The following is a 19,104-nucleotide window of genomic DNA, read 5'->3' as shown; positions in this document are numbered from 1 at the left end:
CGGCCCCATTGGGGAATTCCACGAGATTCCGGACCCGTCCCCGGCCCCGTCGGTGGATTCGCACGACTCCGCCCGCCCCGGGGCCCCCGGCCGGGCCGCGCCGGGCGGGGCGGTCTGTCGGGGCGTGCCTCGCGCGGGCCACACTGGCCTTCCGGGGACCGCGGGGTCCCCCGAGTCCGCGGAGGTGACGGGGCGTTGGCAGGTGAATCCCGGCAGCAGTCCGATCCGGTCGTACGGCCCCCGGTGTGGGAGACGTACGGACCGGCCGACCTCAGTGCCGTGCCCGTGTTCTCCGGCGGGTTCATCAACTTCGGCTACTGGGAGGGCGTCGACCTCGAAGTGCCCTTGACGGAGGCCGACCGGATCCGCAGCGAGCAGGACCTCTACCGGCACGTCCTGGACGCCGCCGGCCCGCAGGACGGCCAGGTCATGGAGGTCGGCTGCGGCCTCGGCGTCGGCTGCGCGCTCGCCCTGGAGGAGTACCGGCCGGCCCGGATCACCGGGGTCGACATCCACCCCCAGCAGCTCCGCCGGGCCCGGGACGTCAACGCCCCGCTGCTGGAGGCCCGGCCGGACCGGCTGCGGTTCGCCCTGGGCGCCGCCGAGAGCCTGCCGTTCGGCGACGGGGAGTTCGACTGCCTCTACAGCGTCGAGGCCGCCCAGCACTTCCCGGACCTGTTCGCGTTCGCCGCGGAAGCGGCCCGGGTCCTGCGCCCCGGCGGCCGGATCGCGGTCGCGAGCTTCTTCACAGTCGACGGCACCGGTGCCCAGGCCGACCGGCTCGCCGGCCTGCTCGACTCGTACGCCAACGGCCTGGACATCGCCCGGCCCGTGTCCCAACTCGCCGACGCCCTGAACGGCTCCGGGCTCGTCGACGTCCGGACCCGCTCGATCGGGCCGCAGGTGTGGCCCGGATGGGACCGCTGGCTCTCGCGGCTCTGGGACCCGGGCACCTGGCCCAGGAACTTCCTGACCGCCTGGGAGGAACGGGTCCTGGACTACTACGTGGTCACCGCCACCCGGCCGTAGCGGCGGAGCGGGGCAACGAAAAGCCCCGGTCTCCGCGAGGAGACCGGGGCCGATCCGAGCGCTGGGCAGGCCTTGCACCTACATTTCCCCACGGGAAGTGGGGCGTCTTTCCTTGGACCACCAACGCAGATCCCGCCGGCGCCGATCTCGGCCGCGGGAACAAGATCACTGTACCCCGGGCGGCGGCTCCCGCACAACTGCCCGCCGACCACCCTCGGCCCCTCCCACCTGCACACCTGTCACGGGCGCAGCCGTCCGCGGACTTCCGCCGCGTGCCGGTCGGCCGGTGCGGGGTGATCCTGGGGGCATGGGTGGCGTCCGCAGGACACGACTGCCCGCCGCCTACGCGGCGGCGGCCCGGCGGTCGGTCCGGGTGACCCTGGCCGGCAGCGCCGGCTTCTACCTGCTCCTCTACGGGTTCGGCTCGGCCACCGGCGCGACGTACGCCCTGTTCGCGGCGGTCGCGCTGGCGGGACTGTCCCACATCCCCGGAACGGGCCGACAGCGCGCCGCGGTGCTGATGCCGGTCCTGCCCGTCTGCTGGGTGCTGATCACCATCGGCACCTACCTGTCCGTGCGGACCTGGAGCGCGGTGCTGGGCATGCTGGTCGTCGGATTCGCCCTGGCGTTCACCGCCGTGGGCGGCCCACGGCCGGCGGGCGCCGCACCGGGACTGCAGCTGATGTACATCCTGCCGTCGTTCCCGCCCTACGCTCCGGGCTCCCTCGACGAGCGCCTGATCGGCGCAACGGTGGGCATCGCCCTGCTGGTGCTCGCCGAGAAGTTCTTGTTCCCCGATCCGCCGACGGTGGCGTACCGGGAACTGGCCGCGCGGGCCGCCGACACCGTGCGCCGTTGCGCCGACGAATTGTCCGTGGCCCCGTACACCCTGGACGCCGGGTTGGCGCGGACGGCCGAGGAGGCGGGGACCGGGCTGCGTTCCTCACAGGTGCCGGAGGCCGAGCGGCCTGCCGGGCCGGGCGTACGCGACCGGGGCCTCGCCCACACCGGCCTGGCCACCCGCACCCTGCTGGGCCGACTGACGCTGCTGCCGCCGGTGGCCGGCCCGGAGCCGGGCCGGGCCGACCTGGAGGTGCTGCGGGCGGTGCGCGACGCCGCCGCGGAGACGACCGACCGGCTTCGGGGCCGGACGACCTCCGTGGCCGCGCACACGGAGCTGCTGCGCGCCCGTACGGCCCTGGCCGCGGGCCCGACGACCGATCCCTCCCCGGCGTTGCTGCGCCGTCACGCGGCGGTCCTGGAGGCCGCCGACGCCGCGCTGGCGATGTCGACGGCGGCCGGGATCGCGGTGGCGGGTCGGGCGGGCGCGGCGCAGGCGGCGCCGGGCCGGTTCTGGTACGCGCGGATGCACGCCCCGCAGCTGTGGTGGTTCCGGCTGTCGGGGCACGCCGCGCGACGGTCGGTGCTCTTCCAGAACGCGGTACGGCTCAGCATGGCGCTCGCGGCGGCCCGGTTGATCGCCGGGGAGGACACGCTGCCCCACGGATTCTGGGTGCTGCTGGCGACGCTGACGTTGACGCGTACGACGGTGGAGGAGACCCGCTCGACGGTACGGGTGGCCCTGATCGGGACGCTCGCGGGCGCCCTCGTGGCGGCCACGCTGCTGGCACTGGTGGGGACCGACATCGCGGTGTACGCGGCGGCGCTGCCCCCGCTGATGCTGGTCGCGTTCACGCTGGGGCCGGTCAAGGGCGTCGGTTGGGCGCAGGCCATGTTCACCATCGTGATCGCCCTGGTCTTCGCGCAACTGGCTCCCGCGACCTGGCAACTCGCCGAGTTCCGTTTGTTGGACGTGCTGACGGGCAGTGCCGTCGGCGCCGTGTTCGGCCTGTTGGCCTGGCCGCGGGGCGCGCAGGCCGAGCTGCGGCGATCGGCGGCGGTGTTGCTGCGGGGTGCGGCGGAGATCGTGGTGGCGACCACCGCGCAGATCTCCGCGGGCGGGGTGCGGGTGCCGGTGCTCAGCGCGCCGGGACACCGCTCGCTGCGCACCGCGCTGATCCTTGCGGAGTCCGCGTACGCGCAGTACCAGAGCGAGCCGAAGGGGCGGGCGTCGTCGGGCGGACAGGACTGGCAGGCGACCCTGATGGCCGGGCACCACACGCTGTGGGGGGCCGACAGGCTGCTCGTACCGCCCGAGCGGATCGTCGCCCCGCCCATGGGGCAGGAGCCGGCGACGGCGGTCACCGGCCTCGGGGACCGGGTCGCGGGACGGATGTTGCTGGTATCGGCCCGCCTCGACCCGGGCGGCGACACCCCGTACGCCCCGATCCCGCTGCGCGACCCGACCTTCACCGGGTTCACCGCGGAGCCCCCGGGCGCACCCCGCCTCTACTACGCGGCGGCTTCGTGGTTGGACTCCTTGATGACGGACCTGGAGCGGATCGCCGCGGGCGCGGACGGAGCGCGCCCGACCCAGGAGCCCGCCCCGAAGGCCCCGAACGGCCCGCACACGGCGTGAGGCCGCCCGGATCCCGCGCTCCCCGGCCCCTGTCCGGGTCCGGGTCCGGGTCCGGGTCCGGGTCCGGGTCCGTCAGACGGTGATGACGACCTTCCCGACGAGTGCGCGGGACTCGATCGCCTCGTGCGCCGCCGCCGCGCGCTCCAGGGGGAAGGTGGCGCCGATGACGGGCCGCAGCGTGCCCCCGGCCGCGGCGCGGAGGGCCCGTTCCACCAGATCGGTGTGTTCCGCCGCCTGCATCCGGACGTCCCCGATGCCGAACAGGCGCACCCCCCGGTCGGCGGCCGCGTCCGGGTCCACGGGGGCGAAGTCGCCCGTGGGCGCCCCGTGGGCGGAGAACCGGCCCCCGTCGGCGACCAGTTCGAAGGCGGTCAGGCCCATGTCGCCGCCCACCCCGTCGAGGACGACGTCGGCGCCCGCGCCGCCGAGCGCGGCACGGGCCGCCTCGACCCAGCCCGGACGGGCCGCGTCGATGACGACGTCGGCCCCCAACTCCTTCACGAGGGAGGTCTTCCGGTCCCCGCGCGCCACCCCGACGACCCGTGCGCCCGCCGCCTTCGCCAATTGGACGAGGACGGTACCCATCCCGCCCGACGCACCCACGATCAGCACCTGTTCGCCGGGCCGCAGGGCCGTGACGTCCAGCAGCTTGACCGCCGTCACCCCGTCGTGGACCAGGGCCGCCGCGTCGGTGAGGGACACCGACTCCGGCACGGCCACCAGCGCGTCGGCGGTCGCAACTGCCAACTCCGCGTACCCCCCGGTGTAACCGATCGACACCGCGACCCCGCGCCCGATCCACTCCGGATCCACGCCCTCACCGATCGCGCGCACGGTGCCGGTGATTCCGCCGCCGGGGACGTATGGGAGGGAGAGCGGGAAGTACTCCCGGCCCCAGCCGCGGCGCACCTGCGTCTCCACGAAGATCGTGTCCACGGCGGCCACGGCGACCAGCACCTGGCCCGGTCCCGCCACCGGCTCGGGCCGCTCCCCCGCGACCAGGACCTCCGGACCACCGAACTCCCTGACCTCTGTCACTCGCATGGCGCTTCCCCCTCGTCCCGGGCTCCGGACTTTCCGGCGCCGCCGTTGGAGCAACCATCCGACCTCAACCGGGCTTGAGGTCAAGTCCTCGTCGTGGGAGCCCGCTCGGCCGGGCCCGACCCGGGGGGACCGGCCGCTTCCCCCGCAGGTCAGCCGGTGATCGAGAAGAAGATCGAGCCGTCCTCGGCCCACCACCAGGCACCCTCGGCCCCGTCCCACTCCGAGGCCCAGCCGTCGAGGGCCTCGATGAGCTCCCCGAGGTCGTACCGGAGTTCCTCGTCGACCCGGTCCAGCACCGCGCGGTAGGCCGCGACCGCGGGGACCGCCTTCGCGAGCGGCCAGCAGCCGATCTCCGGTGAGCCCTCCGGAGGATGGGGGATGTGGAACCCGATCTCCGAGGGCGGGCCGCTGAAGACGTACTGGTAGGGCAGCAGGTCGGCCGGGACTCCCACCGAGCTGAGGGCTTCGTCCAGGGCGGAGAAGTAGGTGACGGGGCTCCGGTAACTCGCCAGGGTCGCGCTGTCGCTCGCGTTGTGGTCGATGACGATCTGGAGGGCCGCGTAGTAGGCGCAGCCGGCGTAATCGGCGGAGGAGTCGGCTCGGCCGGAGATCAACTCCTCCAGGGCGTCCGGGACCGACAGCCCCCAGTCCACGCCCTGGTGGTCGAGGTCGGCCTGACGCTCCTTCGCCCTGGCTCGCATGGTGTCCAGGCGTCGTGCTTCATCGGCGCTCAGGTCCAGGGCGGGCACGAACCGCACGATCCCGCCGCGGTTCGCCATGCTGTAGTTCACGATCTTGCTCATGGGTTCATCCTGCCAAGGAGCACCGACAGCCCGGCGTCCGGGACCGGTTCGCGGGTGCCGGAGCCGCCCGGCCGGCCCCGTACGGAGCACACGGCGGTCTCCCGCACCCCGGAGCGGGGTTCAAACCTCCTCCGTCCCGGTTTCCCCCGGGCGGCCGAGCCGAGTGGCCCTTGCGGCGGAACCGAGCTCTCATGGACGACGGGCGACCTCTCGCCCGCCCAGCGAGCGCGAAGGGCATCCTCATGTACGAAATGCGCGCGGACTCACCCGACGGCCGTGGCGAACTCCTGTGGCACGTCCTCTCCAAGGAGTCCCCTTCCGGAACCCTCTGCGGCCGGCACGCACCCCCCTCGGCAACCTCCCCGAGCACGGCCGGGGAGACGGCCGCCGAACGCTACTGCACGCCCTGCATGGAGGCCTTCCGTACGGCCGTACAGGGCCACCCCGACCGGTCCGTCTCGGCCGACATCACCTGAACGCGGGTCCGCACGACCCCGCCCCCGCCCCCCACCCGGTGCACTCGACGCGCCCGCCACCCGGACCACACCCCGGAGGCGGGCGCCCGGCCGTTCGACGCCGGCCCGGAACGGAACGGCCTCAGCGGGCGGTGGAAGCGGCCAGGGTGTCGACGGCGGTGCGCCAGGCCTCCGTGACGGCCCGGTGCGCGTGGGCGCTCGCCTCGGGCACCTGACCGGGCAGCCGCAGGGCCGCTCCGACGTGGACGTGGAGTCGTGGGCGGCGGACGGGCGCCGTGAGCGCACCGGCCAGCTGCTTGACGGCCCCTCCGGAACACAGCCGGCGCGCACCCGCCTGCCCCACCGGCACGAGGGGCACACCGGCGGCCAGGGCGAGGCGGGCCGCGCCGCTGCGGAAGGGACCCGGCGCGGCCTCACCCGGGTCCCGACGGGTCGGCAGGCGGCCCTCGCCGTAGAGCAGGACGGAGCGTCCGTCGGCCAGGACCCGGGCCGCCCGGTCGAGGGCCTCGGCGGCGCGGACCGTACCGCGGTGGACGGGGATGTGCCCGTCGCGGGTCAGGGCGGCACCGAGGACGGGGATCCGCCAGAGCCCGGCGGTGGCCATGATCACCGGATCGGTGCCGAGCCTGCGCAGGGCGGCCGCGACGACGACGGGGTCGCAGAGGGAGGTGTGGTTGGCGACGAGGACGCAGGCGCCGCGCGGCGGCAGTCCGTCGGGGTCCGCGGTCACGGAGAGCGTCCCGAAGGCGGGGAAGAGGGTGTCGGCGATGCGGGTGAGCACGGGACCTCGCTGGTGCGGTGGCGCGGACGGGACGGTCGCCGCCCATCATCGGGACGGGCCGGGCCGGTTGTCGTGAGTACGCCTACTCACGACGCGTGTGGGCACCACCCGGGCACCGTCCGGGCACCGTCCGCGCGGCGAAGCTCTGGAGTTCCTCAAGTCCGATGTAGCGATCGGCCGGGCCGGGGATACCGCTCATACAATCCGGATGGAACAAGTACGGGGGGTGGTCGTGGTGGAGATCTTGATGATCTTCGTGGTCGGATTCTTCGTGGTCCTCTTCGCGGTGACGCGCGGGGGCCGCCGGGGTGGAGGGACGTCGCGCAAGCGGCGTTCCCGCTCCTGGGGGGACGGCGGCGGGGGCGGCTGCGGCTCCTCCTGCGGCGGTGGTGGCGGCTGTGGAGGTGGGGGCGGAGGCGACTGAGTCGCCGCGCACGGGCTCCCACCGGCGAGCGCGGGTTCCCACCGGCGAGCACCACCGCCGGATCCCACGCTCGCCGGGCCCGCCGCCCCTCCGGCGTCCGGCCCGCGTTGGTTCGCCCGCCCCGTCGTGGGGGGAGGTTCAACCGCCCGGACGGGGTGGATCCGATTGGGTTCAGCAGTCCTGACGGGTCGGGTTCAGCAGTCCTGACCGGGTGGGTCCAGCAGTCCCGATGGGTCGGGTTCAGCAGTCCCCGGGCAGCCGGGCGTCCGGACGGGCGATGGCCGGTCGGGACGCGGCAGCGCCGACGGGGCCCCTCGCGGGCCGTCCGTCCGAGGCGGCCGACGGCCCGCGAGGGGCCCCGCGGTGGCGGACGGCCACCAGGTGGCGGGCGAGCGCGACCCCGGCGAGGGCCGCGACCAACCCGCACACCCCGCCCCAGCCGGCCAGGCCGTAGGCCTTCACGCCGAGCCAGGAGCCCGCGCTGCCGCCCAGGTAGGCGCAGGTCATGTACGCGGTGTTGAGCCGGGCGCGGGCGTCGGGGCGCAGCGCGAACACACGTGCCTGGTTGGCGATCATGCCGGACTGCATGGCGACGTCGAGCAGCAGGGTGCCGACGACCAGCGCGGCCAGGCCCGCCGCTCCGCCGCCCGAACCCGCCGCGAGGAGTCCGGCCGAGGCCAGGACCGCCAACAGACAGACGAGGTTGACCGCGTCGGCCCCCCTGCGGTCGACCTGCCGTCCGGCGTACGGCGTGCAGAGCACCGTCACCGCGTTGACCAGGGCCAGCAGTCCCACGGCCCGGACGTCGAGGCCGTGGGCGGGGCCGGTCAGCAGGAGCGCCACGCAGGTCCAGACGGCCGAGAACCCGGCGAATACGGTGGCCTGGTAGAGGCAGGAGCGGCGCAGTTCGGGTTCGGCGCGGAGCAGCCGGAGGGGTTCGGCCAGGAGCGCCGGGTAGGGGCGGCGCTCGGTCGGGGTGGTGGCCGGCAGGGTACGGGCGAGGACGGCGGCCAGGAGGAGCACCACGACGGCGGCGACCAGGTAGGGGGCCCGCCAGCCCAGCCTTTCGCCGAGCGTCCCGCTGAAGGTGCGGGCGAGCAGCATCCCGGCCAGTGAGCCGCTGAGCAGCGTGCCCAACACCGCCCCGCGGCGCTCCTCGCCCACCAGGCCGGCGGCCAACGGGGCGACGAGTTGGGCGGCCACGGTGGTCACGCCGACGAGCGCGCTCGCGGCGACGAGCGGCGGCAGGGCCGGCGCGCAGCCGGCGGCGAGGAGGCCCGCGCCGGTGAGGCCGAACAGGGTGACGAGGAGCGGCCGGTACGGAATCCGGTCGCCCAGCGGCACCAGGAGGAAGATCCCGACGGTGTAGCCGATCTGGGTGGCCGTCACGATCAGGGCGGCGGAATCGGGTGACGCCCCCAGTCCGGCGGCGACGAGGGGGCCGATCGCCTGGGGGAAGTACACGTTGCCCACGCCGACGGCACAGGTGAGGGAGAGCAGCAGGAGCGTCCGACGGTCCATGTCAGGCCGCCGCCCCGGGGTCGGCGGCACGGGGCCGTGCCGCGGTGGAGGGGCACCGCACGGGTGCTGTGGGTGTCATGCCGAAGAGTTCACGGCACCCGGGCACGACCGACAACGAATGTAGCCTGGAGCTTAATGATCACCTTTGAGCTCGGTGTGGAGGACCTCGCGGACACCCGTTTCGCGCTCTCCCCGCTGCACGAGACCGTGTTGAGCCTGCGGATCCTGCGGGAGCCGGGGCTGTCGGCGCTGCACCTGCCGTGGCGCAGGTCCGTCCTCGGCGGACCCGACGGTATCGGCGGTATCGGCGGTATCGGCGGCGGATCCGGCGGGTTGGACGCAACCGACGTCGAAACACTGATGTCGCTGATGCCCGTGCGGCGCACCCTGCCCGATTTCCTCACGCCGCGGCCCGCGCGCTTCGACGCCTCGTTCGAGGAGGAACTGGCCGTCGTGCGCCGTACCTCCCCGGCCGTGGTGCGTCGTGACCTGCTCGCCGCACACGCGCCGGATCCGCTGCCCGGAGCACTGCGCGACGCCCTCGCGACCGGGGACGCCCCCGTGGTACGGCTCCGCGACGCGCTCTGCGCACTCCTGCTCCGGTACTGGAAGGCCGCCGTCGAACCGGTGTGGCCGCGGATGCGGTTGGTCCTGGAGGCCGACATGACCTACCGGGCGCGGCAACTGGCCCTGGGCGGAGCCCGGTTGCTGTTCGCCGACATGCATCCGAACCTGCGCTGGCAGGACGGCGTCCTGCACGTGGACAAGATGATCAGCCGGCATCACGTCAAGGCCTCGGGCCGCGGACTGCTGCTCGTACCGTCCGTGTTCGCCCACAAGCCGGCCCCGCCGGTCGGTGAGGGCGAGGCGCCGACGCTGGCGTACCCCAGCCGTGGGGTGGCGACGCTGTGGGGAGCCGCGCCGGTCGTCACCGCGCCTGCTCTGGCCGCCCTGTTGGGCGCGCCCCGCGCACGGTTGCTCGGCCTCCTCGAAGAGCCGCTGCCGACCGTCGAGATCGCCCGGCGCCTCAAGGTCACCCCGAGCGCGGTGTCCCAGCACCTGCGCGTACTGCACGCGACCGGGCTCGTCACCCGGGCGCGCGACGGACGCCACGTCCTGTACCGCCGCAGCCCGCTCGGTGACCGGCTGACGGGGCACGCCGAGCGGGACGGCCGCCCGGCCCTGCGGGGGTGACTCCCCCGCAGGGCCGACGGCGGCGTGCGCGGCCGGGGCGGCCGTGCCACGCTGGTCTGATCCCGGGGGCCGGTCGGCCCGGCGGTGCGGCCGGAGTCCGTCGAGACGAACGGGGCGTGCCGTGGTGCGAGGAACACACTCCCGACCCCGGGGTACGGGTCCCCGGTCCCTGCGGTGGCGGGTGGGCGCCGGCGGCGCGGCCCTGCTGCTCGCCGCCCTGACCTCGGGCGCGGCTTCAGGACCGCCCCCACCGACCGCTACCTCACCGACCCCGACCTCACCGGCCCCGCCCCCTTCGCCGTCGGCGACCGGCGGCCAGGACCCGCTGGACCCGCGCATCACGGCGATCATGCGCAAGCCCGAGTACCGCAACGCCCAGTGGGGGCTCCTCCAGGTCGAGCCGGACAGCGGCCGGGTGGTCCGCAGCATGTTCCCGGATCAGGTCTTCATCCCGGGCTCCACGGCCAAGCTGTTCAGCGTGTCCGGACCGTGGAAGACACTCGGGGCCGAGCACCGTTTCGAGACGCCCGTCCACGCGGTGGGTGTGCGCGAGGGCTCCACTCTGGACGGGAACCTGGCCCTGGTCGCCCAGGGCGACCTGACCATGGGCGGCAGGACCCGTCCCGACGGCACGGTGGCGTTCACCGACCTCGACCACACCTACGCCGACGACGTGCCCGGCGCGACGCTCACCCCGGAGGACCCCCTCGCCGGGATCGACCGGCTGGCCCGGCAGGTGAGGGATTCGGGCATCACCCGGGTGGAGGGGGACGTCGTCGTCGACAGTCGGCTCTTCGCCCCCGATCCGACCCTCGACCCGACACCGACCCCGATGATCGTCAACGACAACCTGATCGACCTCCTGACCACTCCCGGGGACCGCCCGGACGCGCCCGCCCGGCTGGACTGGCGGCCGAAGGTCACCCCGTACCGGGTGACGTCGACGGTCAGGACGGTGGCGGCGGGCGAAACGGGTTCCATCGACGTGACGGCCTCCGAGAACGGCACCCGGATCCGGTTGTCGGGCACGATCGCCGTGGGCGCCGCTCCGGTGCTGCGGGTCTCGCCCGTCGCCGATCCGGCGGCGTTCGGGCGCAGCGCGCTGATCGAGGCGCTCGGCCGGGCGGGGGTGCGGGTCACCGCGGATCCGGCCGGACCCAACCCGGTGGCCGAGCTGCCCAGGACGTACGAGGGGAGCCCGCGGGTGGCCGTGTACACCTCGCCGCCGTACGCGGACTACGCCGAGCTCATCCTGAAGGTGAGCCACAACCTCGGCGCCAACCTCGGGATCTGCCTGATGGCCGTCGAGGCGGGAAGCCACTCCTGCATGGACGGCTTCCCGGTACTGGCCCGGTTCCTGGACGGGGCGGGCGTGGACCGCGAACAGGTGCAACTCCTCGACGGCCGGGGCGGCAACCCCGTGGACCGGGCGACGCCGCGCGCGGAGATCCAGATGTTGACGTACTGGATGGGTACGCCGGACGCGCGGCGGTTCCGGGAGGCGCTGCCCATCCTGGGTGTCGACGGGCTGCTCGCGACCAACTGCCGGGACTGCCCGGCACGCGGCAAGGTGTTCGCCAAGACCGGGGCGGCGGTCGGGTACGACGCCCTCAACGACCGGCTGGGCGTGGGTGCGATGACCATCGCCGGTTACCTCGACCGGGGCGACGGCCGCTTCGACGTGTTCTACGCGGGAGTCACCGGGGCGGCGACTCCGACGCCCGATCCGAGCGGGATCCTGAGCGTCGCCAACGACATCGCGATGGTCGCCGCCCACCTCCAGGAGGGGTGACGAGGCCCGCACGGCCGCGGAACCCTTCCCGGTTCGCCCCGACCGCCCGCTGCACCGCGCCGCGCTGCCCGGGCCCGGGCCGGCCCGCCGCGGCCGGGTCCCGGCGCTCGTCGGCGGGCCGTCACGCGGGGATCCGGTGATACTGGGAGCGCGGGTGCCGCCAGCGGTTCCCGCGAGTGCGGCGCCCCCGTCCACCACGCCCGCCGCACGGCCCGCGCGACCCGGGAGGCGGTGATCCGTCCGTGTCCACGCACTCCGACCGGACCGGTGACGGAACGACGGGCGGCCCCGGCGCACCCGGCCGCTACGGTACCGAGGTGTTTCCGCCGGGGCGGGCCGGCGAGGACGAACGCATCGACCTCGGCGCCCTCGCCTACGACGACGTCACCCTCGCCCGGCTCCGGCAGCTGGGGGCCGGACCCGGCTGGAACTGCCTCGAACTGGGCGCGGGCACGGGAACCGTGGCCAGGCGGCTGCTGCGGGAGGCCGGTGTCACGCACGTGCTCGCCGTCGACCGTGACGTCCGCTTCCTGGCCGCCCGCCCCGAACCCGGACTCGACCTCCTGGAAGCGGACGTCCTCGCCCCGGGGTTCGATCCCGGTCGGTTCCGACTGGTCCACGCCCGCTTCGTCCTCATGCACCTCGCCGAGCGGGAGCGCCTGATCGAGCGCCTCGGGCAACTGCTCGTCCCGGGCGGGGTCCTGGTCCTCGGGGACGCCGTCGACCTGACGGGCGCGGACGCTCCCGCGACCCCGTACACCCGGGCCATGCGGGCCATGTGGCAGGGCCTGCGCGAGACCATCGGCACCGACGTGTCCTGGACCCCGCGCTATCCGGAGTTGCTGCGCGCCGCCGGGCTGACCGGGGTGGCCGCGGAGGTCCACGTCCCGCCGCTGCTGCCCGGCAGCCCCATCAGCCGGTTCTGGGCGGACACCTGGAAACGGGCCGGGGCGGCGATGACCGCGACCGGGCTGGTGGACGACGCGGCGATCGAGGAGGCGGTCCGGTACCTGGACTCCCCCGACTGCGCGGACCTCTCCCCCGGGCTGATCACGGCCTGGGGCCACCGCCCGGGCTGACCGCGGGCCGACCGGTCAGGGGGTGCACCCGTCGACCGCGGACCCGCCGCCGGCTCGTGGGCCCGGGCTCGCCGCGGCGGGGAGGCGGGACAACGCCCGGGAGGTCAGGACGAGGTCCCGGCAACCTCCCGGATCGTCCTGGAGGGCCCGGGTGTGGGCGATGACGCAGCGCTGGGGATCGGCCCGCAGGGCCCGTACCGCGGCGGTGACCATGGTCGCGTCGGCGACCGCCGCCGCCTCCTCGGGGGCGGCTCCCCCGGCGAGGGCCGCGTCGAGGGCGCCGGCCCGCAGGGCGAGGTCGAAGTAGGGGTTCAGGGTGAGCAGTCCGTCGTGGATGCTCGATTCGCGCTGGAGGCGGCGCACTCCGAGGCAGGAGAACAGCGGCATCCTGACCCTGGTGGTGGCGGGCGTCAACCCCGCGAGCAGTCGGGCGAGCGGACCGAGCCGGCGGTACCCGGACCAGTCCCGCCAGGGCGCCGCGAGGCGCTGCACGAGGTGCGGCAGCACGAACCCGCAGATGACGAGGGAGGAGCCGGCCCGGAGCAGCGGCCGAGCCACCTGGGTGCTCAGGAAGTCCCAGTCCGTTCCCGCCCACCGTGCGCCCACCGCGACGAACGTGCACACGGCGTGGCCGACGGTGAGCCACTGGCCGGTCACCATGAGGGCCAGGCCCACGCGGAGTTCCCCTGTGACCTCGCGCAGCCAGCGCCGGCACAGGGAGTACATGACCAGTGCGGCGGCGGTGAGGGCCGTGAGGTGGAGCAGGGTCATCTCGCGGATGTACGGGGTGGTGGCGTAGTGGGTTTCGAGGTCCCGCAACCGCTCGTCGGGGGCGTCCCCCAGCAGGAAGAGGCCGAACTGGGCCAGGCCCAGCGCGCCGTAGAAGCAGAGGGCCCGGTGCGTCGCCCGCCGGATCGACGCGTGCGGCCCACCGCTCCAGTTGATGATCAGCACGATGCCGGCGCCGGAGGACGCCATCAGCATGGCGTGGACGAGGGGAGTCGCCAGGTTGGGGACGCCCGTGATCGCGTTGACCTCCGCGAGCATCGGTACCGCCCCGAGGAAGAGGGCTCCGCTGGTCGTCAGGAGGAACGCCACGACGGCCCGGAGCAGGGGGTCGTGCGGGTTGCGCAGCAGGCCGGGGAGCCTGCCCAGGGCCGCGAGGACTCCGATGACCGCGGGCAGTTGGAAGCCCAGGTCGGACACGTCAGCCCCGTTTGACGTGGTGGCCCAGGGCCGCCTCGATCCTGCCGGAGGTGGTGCCCCGATCGAGGCGGTGGGACAGGGGTTCGCGCAGCAGGTGCCGCACGGCGTGGGCCAGTTCGAGCCCGTACCGCTCCGCGGCCTGCTCCTCCTGCTCGTGCCTCCTCGCCGCCGTGCCGTCCTGTCCGAGGAGGGCGGGGCTCTGGCGGCCGGCGATGGCCAGGACGGACGAGACGATGCCTTGGAGCTCGGCGTCGTGGTGCAGCAGGCGGGCGGCCACGGCGCCCTCGGTGACGTGCTGGTGGCAGTGGCCCAGTTCGAGGTGTCGGAGTTCGTGTCCGGTGATGATGAGCTGGTGCTCGGGTACGGTCCGCTCCTCGACGACGATGAGGTCCTTCGACCCGAGGTCGAGGGCGAGTCCGCTCGCCGTTCCGGGTGGGAAGGACGTCGTCCGGAATTCGATCTCGCGGCCGCGACGGTCACCCATGGCCTCGCAGAGCGCCCGGCAGATCGCCTCGCCCTCCACGGGGGCTTCCAAGTGGCCGATCGCCTCGACCATGGCGCCGACCGACTGCCGCATCTCCCGCTGCTTGAACACCCGTTCCCCCTGTGACGCTGTTCCACGAACCTGTGACGCTCTCCGACCGGCACGGACAGCACACTCCGCGCGCCCCTCGACGTGGGGCGGGTTACGGCCATCCGTGCCGGTCTCCCCGGCTGTCGTGGAGGGGCCTTCGGCCACCGGTCCTCCGCCCGGCGGCGGTCGGCCGAAGGCACCCCGGCGTGATGGGACGTCGGGGCACGGCTCGTACCCTGCGGCTTCCCGAGAGTGCCACAGACGGGGCGGTAGATCCACGAGGGCCCGGCCGACCCGGCCGCACGATGGCAGAAAATCGCCTGTCCTTCCGGTGGCCGCGCCGGGCGGCCCTCAGGCGCGTCCGGCCGCCGCGTCGAGTTCGGCGTCGAGGGCGAGGGCGGCGGTGATGAGGGCGAGGTGGGTGAAGGCCTGCGGGAAGTTGCCGAGTTGTTCGCCCGTCGGGCCGATCTCCTCGGCGAAGAGACCGACGTGGTTGGCGTAGGTGAGCATCTTGTCGAAGGCGTAGCGTGCCTGTTCCAGGCGACCGGAGCGGGCGAGGGCGTACACGTACAGGAAACTGCACAGGGAGAAGGTGCCCTCGGTGCCGCGAAGGCCGTCGGGGGAGGCGGCCGGGTCGTAACGGTAGACGAGGCTGTCGGCGACGAGTTCGGCGTCCATGGCCTCCAGGGTGGCGAGCCAGCGGGGGTCCTCCGGGGCGATGAAGCCGACGAGGGGCATCAGCAGCAGGGACGCGTCCAGGACGGTCGTGTCGTAGTGCTGGACGAACGCACCGCGTTCCTCGCTCCAGCCGCGGGTCATGATCTGTTCCAGGATGGCGTCGCGCGCGGCGGTCCAGCGGGGCAGGTCGGCCGGGCGGGCGTTGACCATGGCCTGGCGGATGCCGCGGTCGAAGGCGACCCAGCACATGAGGCGGCTGTAGGTGAAGTGCTGCCGGCCGCCGCGGGTCTCCCAGATGCCCTCGTCGGCCCGGTCCCAGTTGTCGCACAGCCAGTCCAGCAGGCCCGCGAAGCGCGTCCAACCCTCGTAGCCGATCACATGCGTGGCGCTGTCGACCTGGGCGATGGCGTAGACCGCCTCGCCGTAGATGTCCAGTTGCAGTTGGGTGGCGGCGCCGTTGCCCACGCGCACCGGCGCCGAACCGCGCCAGCCCTCCAGGTGGCCGAGAACCTCCTCCGTGAGGTGGGGGTCACCGTCGACGCGGTACATGATCTGGAGCGGTTCTCCGTTGGGTGCCCCTCCGTCGTAGAGCCGCTGTCCGAGCCAGTTCCGGAACGCGTCCGCCTCCTCCGTGAAGCCGAGGTCGCGCATGGCCCGCACGGACAGGGAGGCGTCGCGGACCCAGGTGTAGCGGTAGTCCCAGTTGCGCTCGCCCCCCTCCTGTTCGGGCAGGCCCATGGTGGCGGCCGCGATGGGCGCTCCGGTGGGGGCGTAGGTGAGGAGTTTGAGGGTGATGGCGGAGCGGTTGACGATCTGCTGCCAGCGGCCTCGGTAGGTGCACCGGCCGATCCAGTCGTGCCAGAAGGCGTGCACGGCCGCGAACGACTCGGTCGTGGCCTCCACGGTCGGGGGCTCGGGGGCGCCGGCTCCGGCGGCACCGACCGTCAGGACGACGGCGGCGCGTTCACCCGCGGCCAGGGTGACGTACGCGCGCACGTCGCTCCCCTCGGCCTCCAACGGCACCGGGCCGACGGCCTGGAGGTACGCGGTGACGTCCGGACCCTGGAACCGGGCACCGGCGTCGTCCAGGGTCAGGGCGTGCGGGGCGCGGCCGTAGTCGAAGCGGGGGCGGCACTCCAGCGAGAAGCGCACGGCGCCGCGCACCACCCTCATGACGCGGACCACCTGGTGGTGGTCGGTGACGGTGCGGCCCCCGGTGACGGGCATGAAGTCGATGACCTCACCGACGCCGTCGGCGGTGAGGAACCGGGTGATGAGGACCGCGGTGTCGGCGAGGTAGAGCTGTCGGGTCGTGACGTCCGCGGCGTCGGCGGTGATCGCGAAGTAGCCGCCCCGGTCGTGGTCGAGGAGGCCCGCGAAGATGCTGGGCGAGTCGAAGCGCGGCGAGCAGAACCAGTCCAGCACGCCGTCGGAGGACACGAGCGCGCAGGTCTGGAGGTCTCCGATCAGACCGTGTTCGGCGATCGGCGGGTAGCGGCGCATCGGCAGTCTCCTCGGCTGTGGAAGCCGCCCGGCCCGGCAGGGGCGGGAGGTACCCCACCTCCACCCTGGTGCGTGCCCTCCGGCCGGTCCATCAGGGTGGGCCCTCCGGGTGAGGAACGGTGCCGGGATCGCGCGGGAAGGGCGCGGGGGCCGCACGCCTCTTTTCCGATGCGATCGCATCGGTTGACGGGATAGAGTTCCGATGCAATCGCATCGGAACGAGTACGGGAAGACGGGTACGGGTCATGGGTGACGCCCTGTGGAAGATGTCGGCCGGCAGGCAGGCGGCGGCCGTGCGGAGCGGCGAGGCCTCGGCCGCGGAGATCGTCGAGAGCCACCTGGAGCGCATCGCCGCCGTCAACCCCGTGGTGAACGCCGTCACCCGGCTCATCGCCGACGGGGCCCGCGCCGCCGCGGCGCGCACCGACCGCGCGCGGGCCGCCGGCGATGCCCTCGGGCCGCTCGCGGGGGTGCCCTTCACGGTCAAGGAGAGCACCCCGGTCAAGGGGATCCCCACCACCTTCGGCGTGCCCCGCTTCCGCGGTCTGGTGGCCGCCGCCGACGCCCCGCCCGTGGCCCGGCTGCGGGCCGCCGGGGCCATCCCGATCGGGCACTCCAACGTGCCCACCCTGATCCTGGCGGGGATGCACACCCGCAGCGAGCTGTTCGGCGACACCGTCAACCCGTGGGACCCCTCCGTGACCCCGGGCGGCAGCAGCGGGGGCGACGCCGTCGCCGTCGCCACGGGCATGGCCGCCCTCGGCCTCGGCAACGACTCCGGCGGCTCGATCCGCGTTCCGGCGCAGTTCTGCGGTGTGGCCGGGTTGAAGCCGACCGGCGGACGGTTCCCGGCCGACCATCGCGTACTGGGCACCGACGACCCGGGACCGGCCTCGCAGATGCTGGTCACCGACGGCCCGCTGGCCCGGAGGGTCGCCGACCTGAGGCTGGCGTTCGACGTGCTGGCCGGCACCGATCCGCGCGACCCCCGGGCCGTACCGGTACCGCTCCGCGGCCCGTCCCTGCCGGGCCCGGTGACGGTGGCCGTGGTGACGGATCCGGGCGGGCTCGGCGTGCACCCGGCGGTCCGGTCCGCCGTGGAGACCGCCGCCGACGCGCTCCGGGACGCCGGGTACGCGGTGCGGGAGGTCGCGGACGTTCCGCGACTGGAGGAGACCCTCGACGCCTACGGCCGGATCACCATGACGGAGTTCGCCCCGTCCTGGCCGGCGGTGCGCACGCTGCTCGGTGAGGGCGGCGACCGGTACATCGCGAGGGCGATGGAGCGGACCCCGCCGGCGAGCGCCGAGGAACTCGTGCGCCTCATGGGCACCTGGATGAACATCCGGCGCTCCTGGGCGGAGTTCCTCGACGCCCACCCCTTGGTGCTGGGGCCCTCCTTCACCGAGCCGCCCGTCGAGCCGGGCCTGGAGTCCCGCGACGCGGCGGGCCGGGACCGGGTCGCGGCGGGCATGCGGCTGTGCACCGCGACCAGCTTCGTGGGGGTCCCCGCCGTGGCCGTACCGACCGGTGTGACGGACGGGCTGCCGTGCGGCGTGCAGATCGTGGGCCGGGCCTTCCGGGAGGACCTGTGCCTGGAGGCCGCGCAGGCCGTCGAGGACCGCCTCGGTGTCCTCGCGCCGATCGACCCGCGCGGCGTCGGCCGGAGCCGCCGGAGCACCGGCAGGGCCCCGTCCGGTGGCGGTCACGCGTAGGAGATGGAGACCTTCTCGAAGCCGAGCGAGCGCAGCAGGCCCTCCAGGATCGTCGTGGTGTTCCGTTCGGCCCTCTGGGTGAGGCCGCCGGCGCGGGCCGCCTCGTCGATCCGCTGGACCGCGACCTTCTGGACGGCCTGTTCGCCGGACGGGTTGTCCGAGAAGAGGTCGCCGAGCCGGTCCAGCAGGCCCCGCTGCTTGGACACCGCGTACGAGCGGTTCGGGTCCAGCGCCGGCGTCCCGAGGGCGGCGTGGGGCAGTTTCAGCGTCACGGCCGTGCGGTCCGCGTCGACGGCGACGGCCCCTTCGTCGAGTCCGCCCAGTTCCACGAAGGCGGAGACGGAGCCGGCGCCGACGTACAGGGTGCGGGTCCCCCGGACGGCGTCCGGGAGGAAGGGGGCGTCGCGCTCCAGGTCGACCACGACCTGGTAGTCGCCCGCCGCGCCCTCCAACCGGCTCATGTCGCGCAGGGAGGTGAGAACGGCCGGCCCGGTCCGGTCATGGGTCCTGGTGCCGAAGAGGTCGCCGAGGCCGGGCAGTTGGAGGAGCCTGCCGGCGACCAGGAGCAGGACGGCGACGGCCGTCAGGGCTACGGCTGCCTGTACCGCCCGGCGGCGGCGTCCACGCCGCGCGTCCGGTCCGGCGGACGGCGCGGGGTCGTTCGCTTTGGTCTCCATGCGGACCGGGTGCCCCATCAATTCATGGTCATCCGTGCCATGTTGACGCCGCTCGCCACGGGCACGCGTGGACGCCCCGCCGCGGGGTACACGGCTCGCCAGCAACCGTTCGGTTTCCGAGGGAGTGAC

16 protein-coding genes are annotated in these 19,104 nt (G+C 74.2%); 8 read left to right on the top strand and 8 right to left on the bottom strand.

What is annotated here, in order from left to right:
* Nucleotides 1-195: 195 nt before the first annotated feature.
* Nucleotides 196-1,029 (top strand): class I SAM-dependent methyltransferase, encoded by an 834-nt coding sequence (locus tag ACZ58N_RS17100; RefSeq protein ID WP_471159976.1) that lies wholly within the window; start codon nucleotides 196-198, stop codon nucleotides 1,027-1,029.
* Nucleotides 1,030-1,336: 307 nt separating this feature from the next.
* Nucleotides 1,337-3,508 (top strand): FUSC family protein, encoded by a 2,172-nt coding sequence (locus ACZ58N_RS17095; protein ID WP_471159974.1) that lies wholly within the window; start codon nucleotides 1,337-1,339, stop codon nucleotides 3,506-3,508.
* Between the two features lie 72 nt (nucleotides 3,509-3,580).
* On the opposite strand, the gene ACZ58N_RS17090 is transcribed toward ACZ58N_RS17095, so the two are convergent.
* Both ACZ58N_RS17090 and ACZ58N_RS17085 read right to left on the bottom strand, forming a co-directional pair.
* The gene (locus ACZ58N_RS17090; RefSeq protein ID WP_471159971.1) at nucleotides 3,581-4,552 is read right to left on the bottom strand and encodes a zinc-binding dehydrogenase; all 972 of its coding nucleotides are present in this window, start codon (nucleotides 4,550-4,552) and stop codon (nucleotides 3,581-3,583) included.
* A 149-nt stretch (nucleotides 4,553-4,701) separates the two neighbouring features.
* Entirely contained in the window at nucleotides 4,702-5,355 is a 654-nt protein-coding gene (locus tag ACZ58N_RS17085; protein WP_471159966.1) for a DUF7691 family protein, read from the bottom strand.
* Between the two features lie 242 nt (nucleotides 5,356-5,597).
* On the opposite strand from ACZ58N_RS17085, the gene ACZ58N_RS17080 reads away from it, so the two are divergent.
* The gene (locus ACZ58N_RS17080) at nucleotides 5,598-5,831 is read left to right on the top strand and encodes a hypothetical protein (RefSeq protein WP_471159963.1); all 234 of its coding nucleotides are present in this window, start codon (nucleotides 5,598-5,600) and stop codon (nucleotides 5,829-5,831) included.
* A gap of 121 nt (nucleotides 5,832-5,952) precedes the next feature.
* On the opposite strand, the gene ACZ58N_RS17075 is transcribed toward ACZ58N_RS17080, so the two are convergent.
* Nucleotides 5,953-6,612, bottom strand: coding sequence for a lysophospholipid acyltransferase family protein (locus ACZ58N_RS17075; protein WP_471159961.1), 660 nt, complete (start codon nucleotides 6,610-6,612; stop codon nucleotides 5,953-5,955).
* Nucleotides 6,613-6,820: 208 nt separating this feature from the next.
* On the opposite strand from ACZ58N_RS17075, the gene ACZ58N_RS17070 reads away from it, so the two are divergent.
* Nucleotides 6,821-7,036 (top strand): hypothetical protein, encoded by a 216-nt coding sequence (locus ACZ58N_RS17070; RefSeq protein WP_471159958.1) that lies wholly within the window; start codon nucleotides 6,821-6,823, stop codon nucleotides 7,034-7,036.
* A 240-nt stretch (nucleotides 7,037-7,276) separates the two neighbouring features.
* On the opposite strand, the gene ACZ58N_RS17065 is transcribed toward ACZ58N_RS17070, so the two are convergent.
* Entirely contained in the window at nucleotides 7,277-8,557 is a 1,281-nt protein-coding gene (locus ACZ58N_RS17065; RefSeq protein ID WP_471159955.1) for an MFS transporter, read from the bottom strand.
* 135 nt (nucleotides 8,558-8,692) lie between these two features.
* Between ACZ58N_RS17065 and ACZ58N_RS17060 the strand changes: the two genes are divergently transcribed.
* From ACZ58N_RS17060 to ACZ58N_RS17050, 3 genes are all read left to right on the top strand, one after another.
* Nucleotides 8,693-9,751 carry an ArsR/SmtB family transcription factor gene (locus tag ACZ58N_RS17060; protein ID WP_471159952.1) on the top strand — a complete coding sequence of 353 codons (1,059 nt, stop codon included), beginning with the start codon at nucleotides 8,693-8,695 and terminating at the stop codon, nucleotides 9,749-9,751.
* Between the two features lie 349 nt (nucleotides 9,752-10,100).
* Nucleotides 10,101-11,543 (top strand): D-alanyl-D-alanine carboxypeptidase/D-alanyl-D-alanine-endopeptidase, encoded by a 1,443-nt coding sequence (locus ACZ58N_RS17055; protein ID WP_471159948.1) that lies wholly within the window; start codon nucleotides 10,101-10,103, stop codon nucleotides 11,541-11,543.
* 242 nt (nucleotides 11,544-11,785) lie between these two features.
* Nucleotides 11,786-12,622 (top strand): class I SAM-dependent methyltransferase, encoded by an 837-nt coding sequence (locus tag ACZ58N_RS17050; protein ID WP_471159945.1) that lies wholly within the window; start codon nucleotides 11,786-11,788, stop codon nucleotides 12,620-12,622.
* Between the two features lie 15 nt (nucleotides 12,623-12,637).
* Here the strand turns inward: ACZ58N_RS17050 and ACZ58N_RS17045 are convergent, their stop codons facing one another.
* From ACZ58N_RS17045 to ACZ58N_RS17035, 3 genes are all read right to left on the bottom strand, one after another.
* Entirely contained in the window at nucleotides 12,638-13,828 is a 1,191-nt protein-coding gene (locus ACZ58N_RS17045) for a DUF6545 domain-containing protein (RefSeq protein ID WP_471159941.1), read from the bottom strand.
* A 1-nt stretch (nucleotide 13,829) separates the two neighbouring features.
* A complete protein-coding gene (locus tag ACZ58N_RS17040; protein WP_471159938.1) occupies nucleotides 13,830-14,423 on the bottom strand; it encodes a toxin-antitoxin system, toxin component in 594 nt (197 codons plus the stop codon).
* Nucleotides 14,424-14,753: 330 nt separating this feature from the next.
* Complete coding sequence (locus ACZ58N_RS17035; RefSeq protein WP_471159935.1) at nucleotides 14,754-16,583, bottom strand: glycoside hydrolase family 15 protein; 1,830 nt, start codon at nucleotides 16,581-16,583, stop codon at nucleotides 14,754-14,756.
* 245 nt (nucleotides 16,584-16,828) lie between these two features.
* Here ACZ58N_RS17035 and ACZ58N_RS17030 point away from each other — a divergent pair, with 245 nt between their 5' ends.
* Nucleotides 16,829-18,298: an amidase gene (locus ACZ58N_RS17030; protein WP_471159933.1), complete on the top strand. Its 1,470-nt coding sequence runs from the start codon at nucleotides 16,829-16,831 to the stop codon at nucleotides 18,296-18,298.
* Here ACZ58N_RS17030 and ACZ58N_RS17025 read toward each other — a convergent pair.
* The gene (locus tag ACZ58N_RS17025; RefSeq protein WP_471159930.1) at nucleotides 18,289-18,975 is read right to left on the bottom strand and encodes a DUF4230 domain-containing protein; all 687 of its coding nucleotides are present in this window, start codon (nucleotides 18,973-18,975) and stop codon (nucleotides 18,289-18,291) included. The two genes, ACZ58N_RS17030 and ACZ58N_RS17025, sit on opposite strands and share 10 nt — an antisense overlap.
* Nucleotides 18,976-19,104: the final 129 nt, after the last annotated feature.

The sequence above is a fragment of the Streptomyces sp. NPDC040432 genome (assembly GCF_055595445.1).
This window is presented reverse-complemented; position numbering and strand designations above follow the sequence as displayed.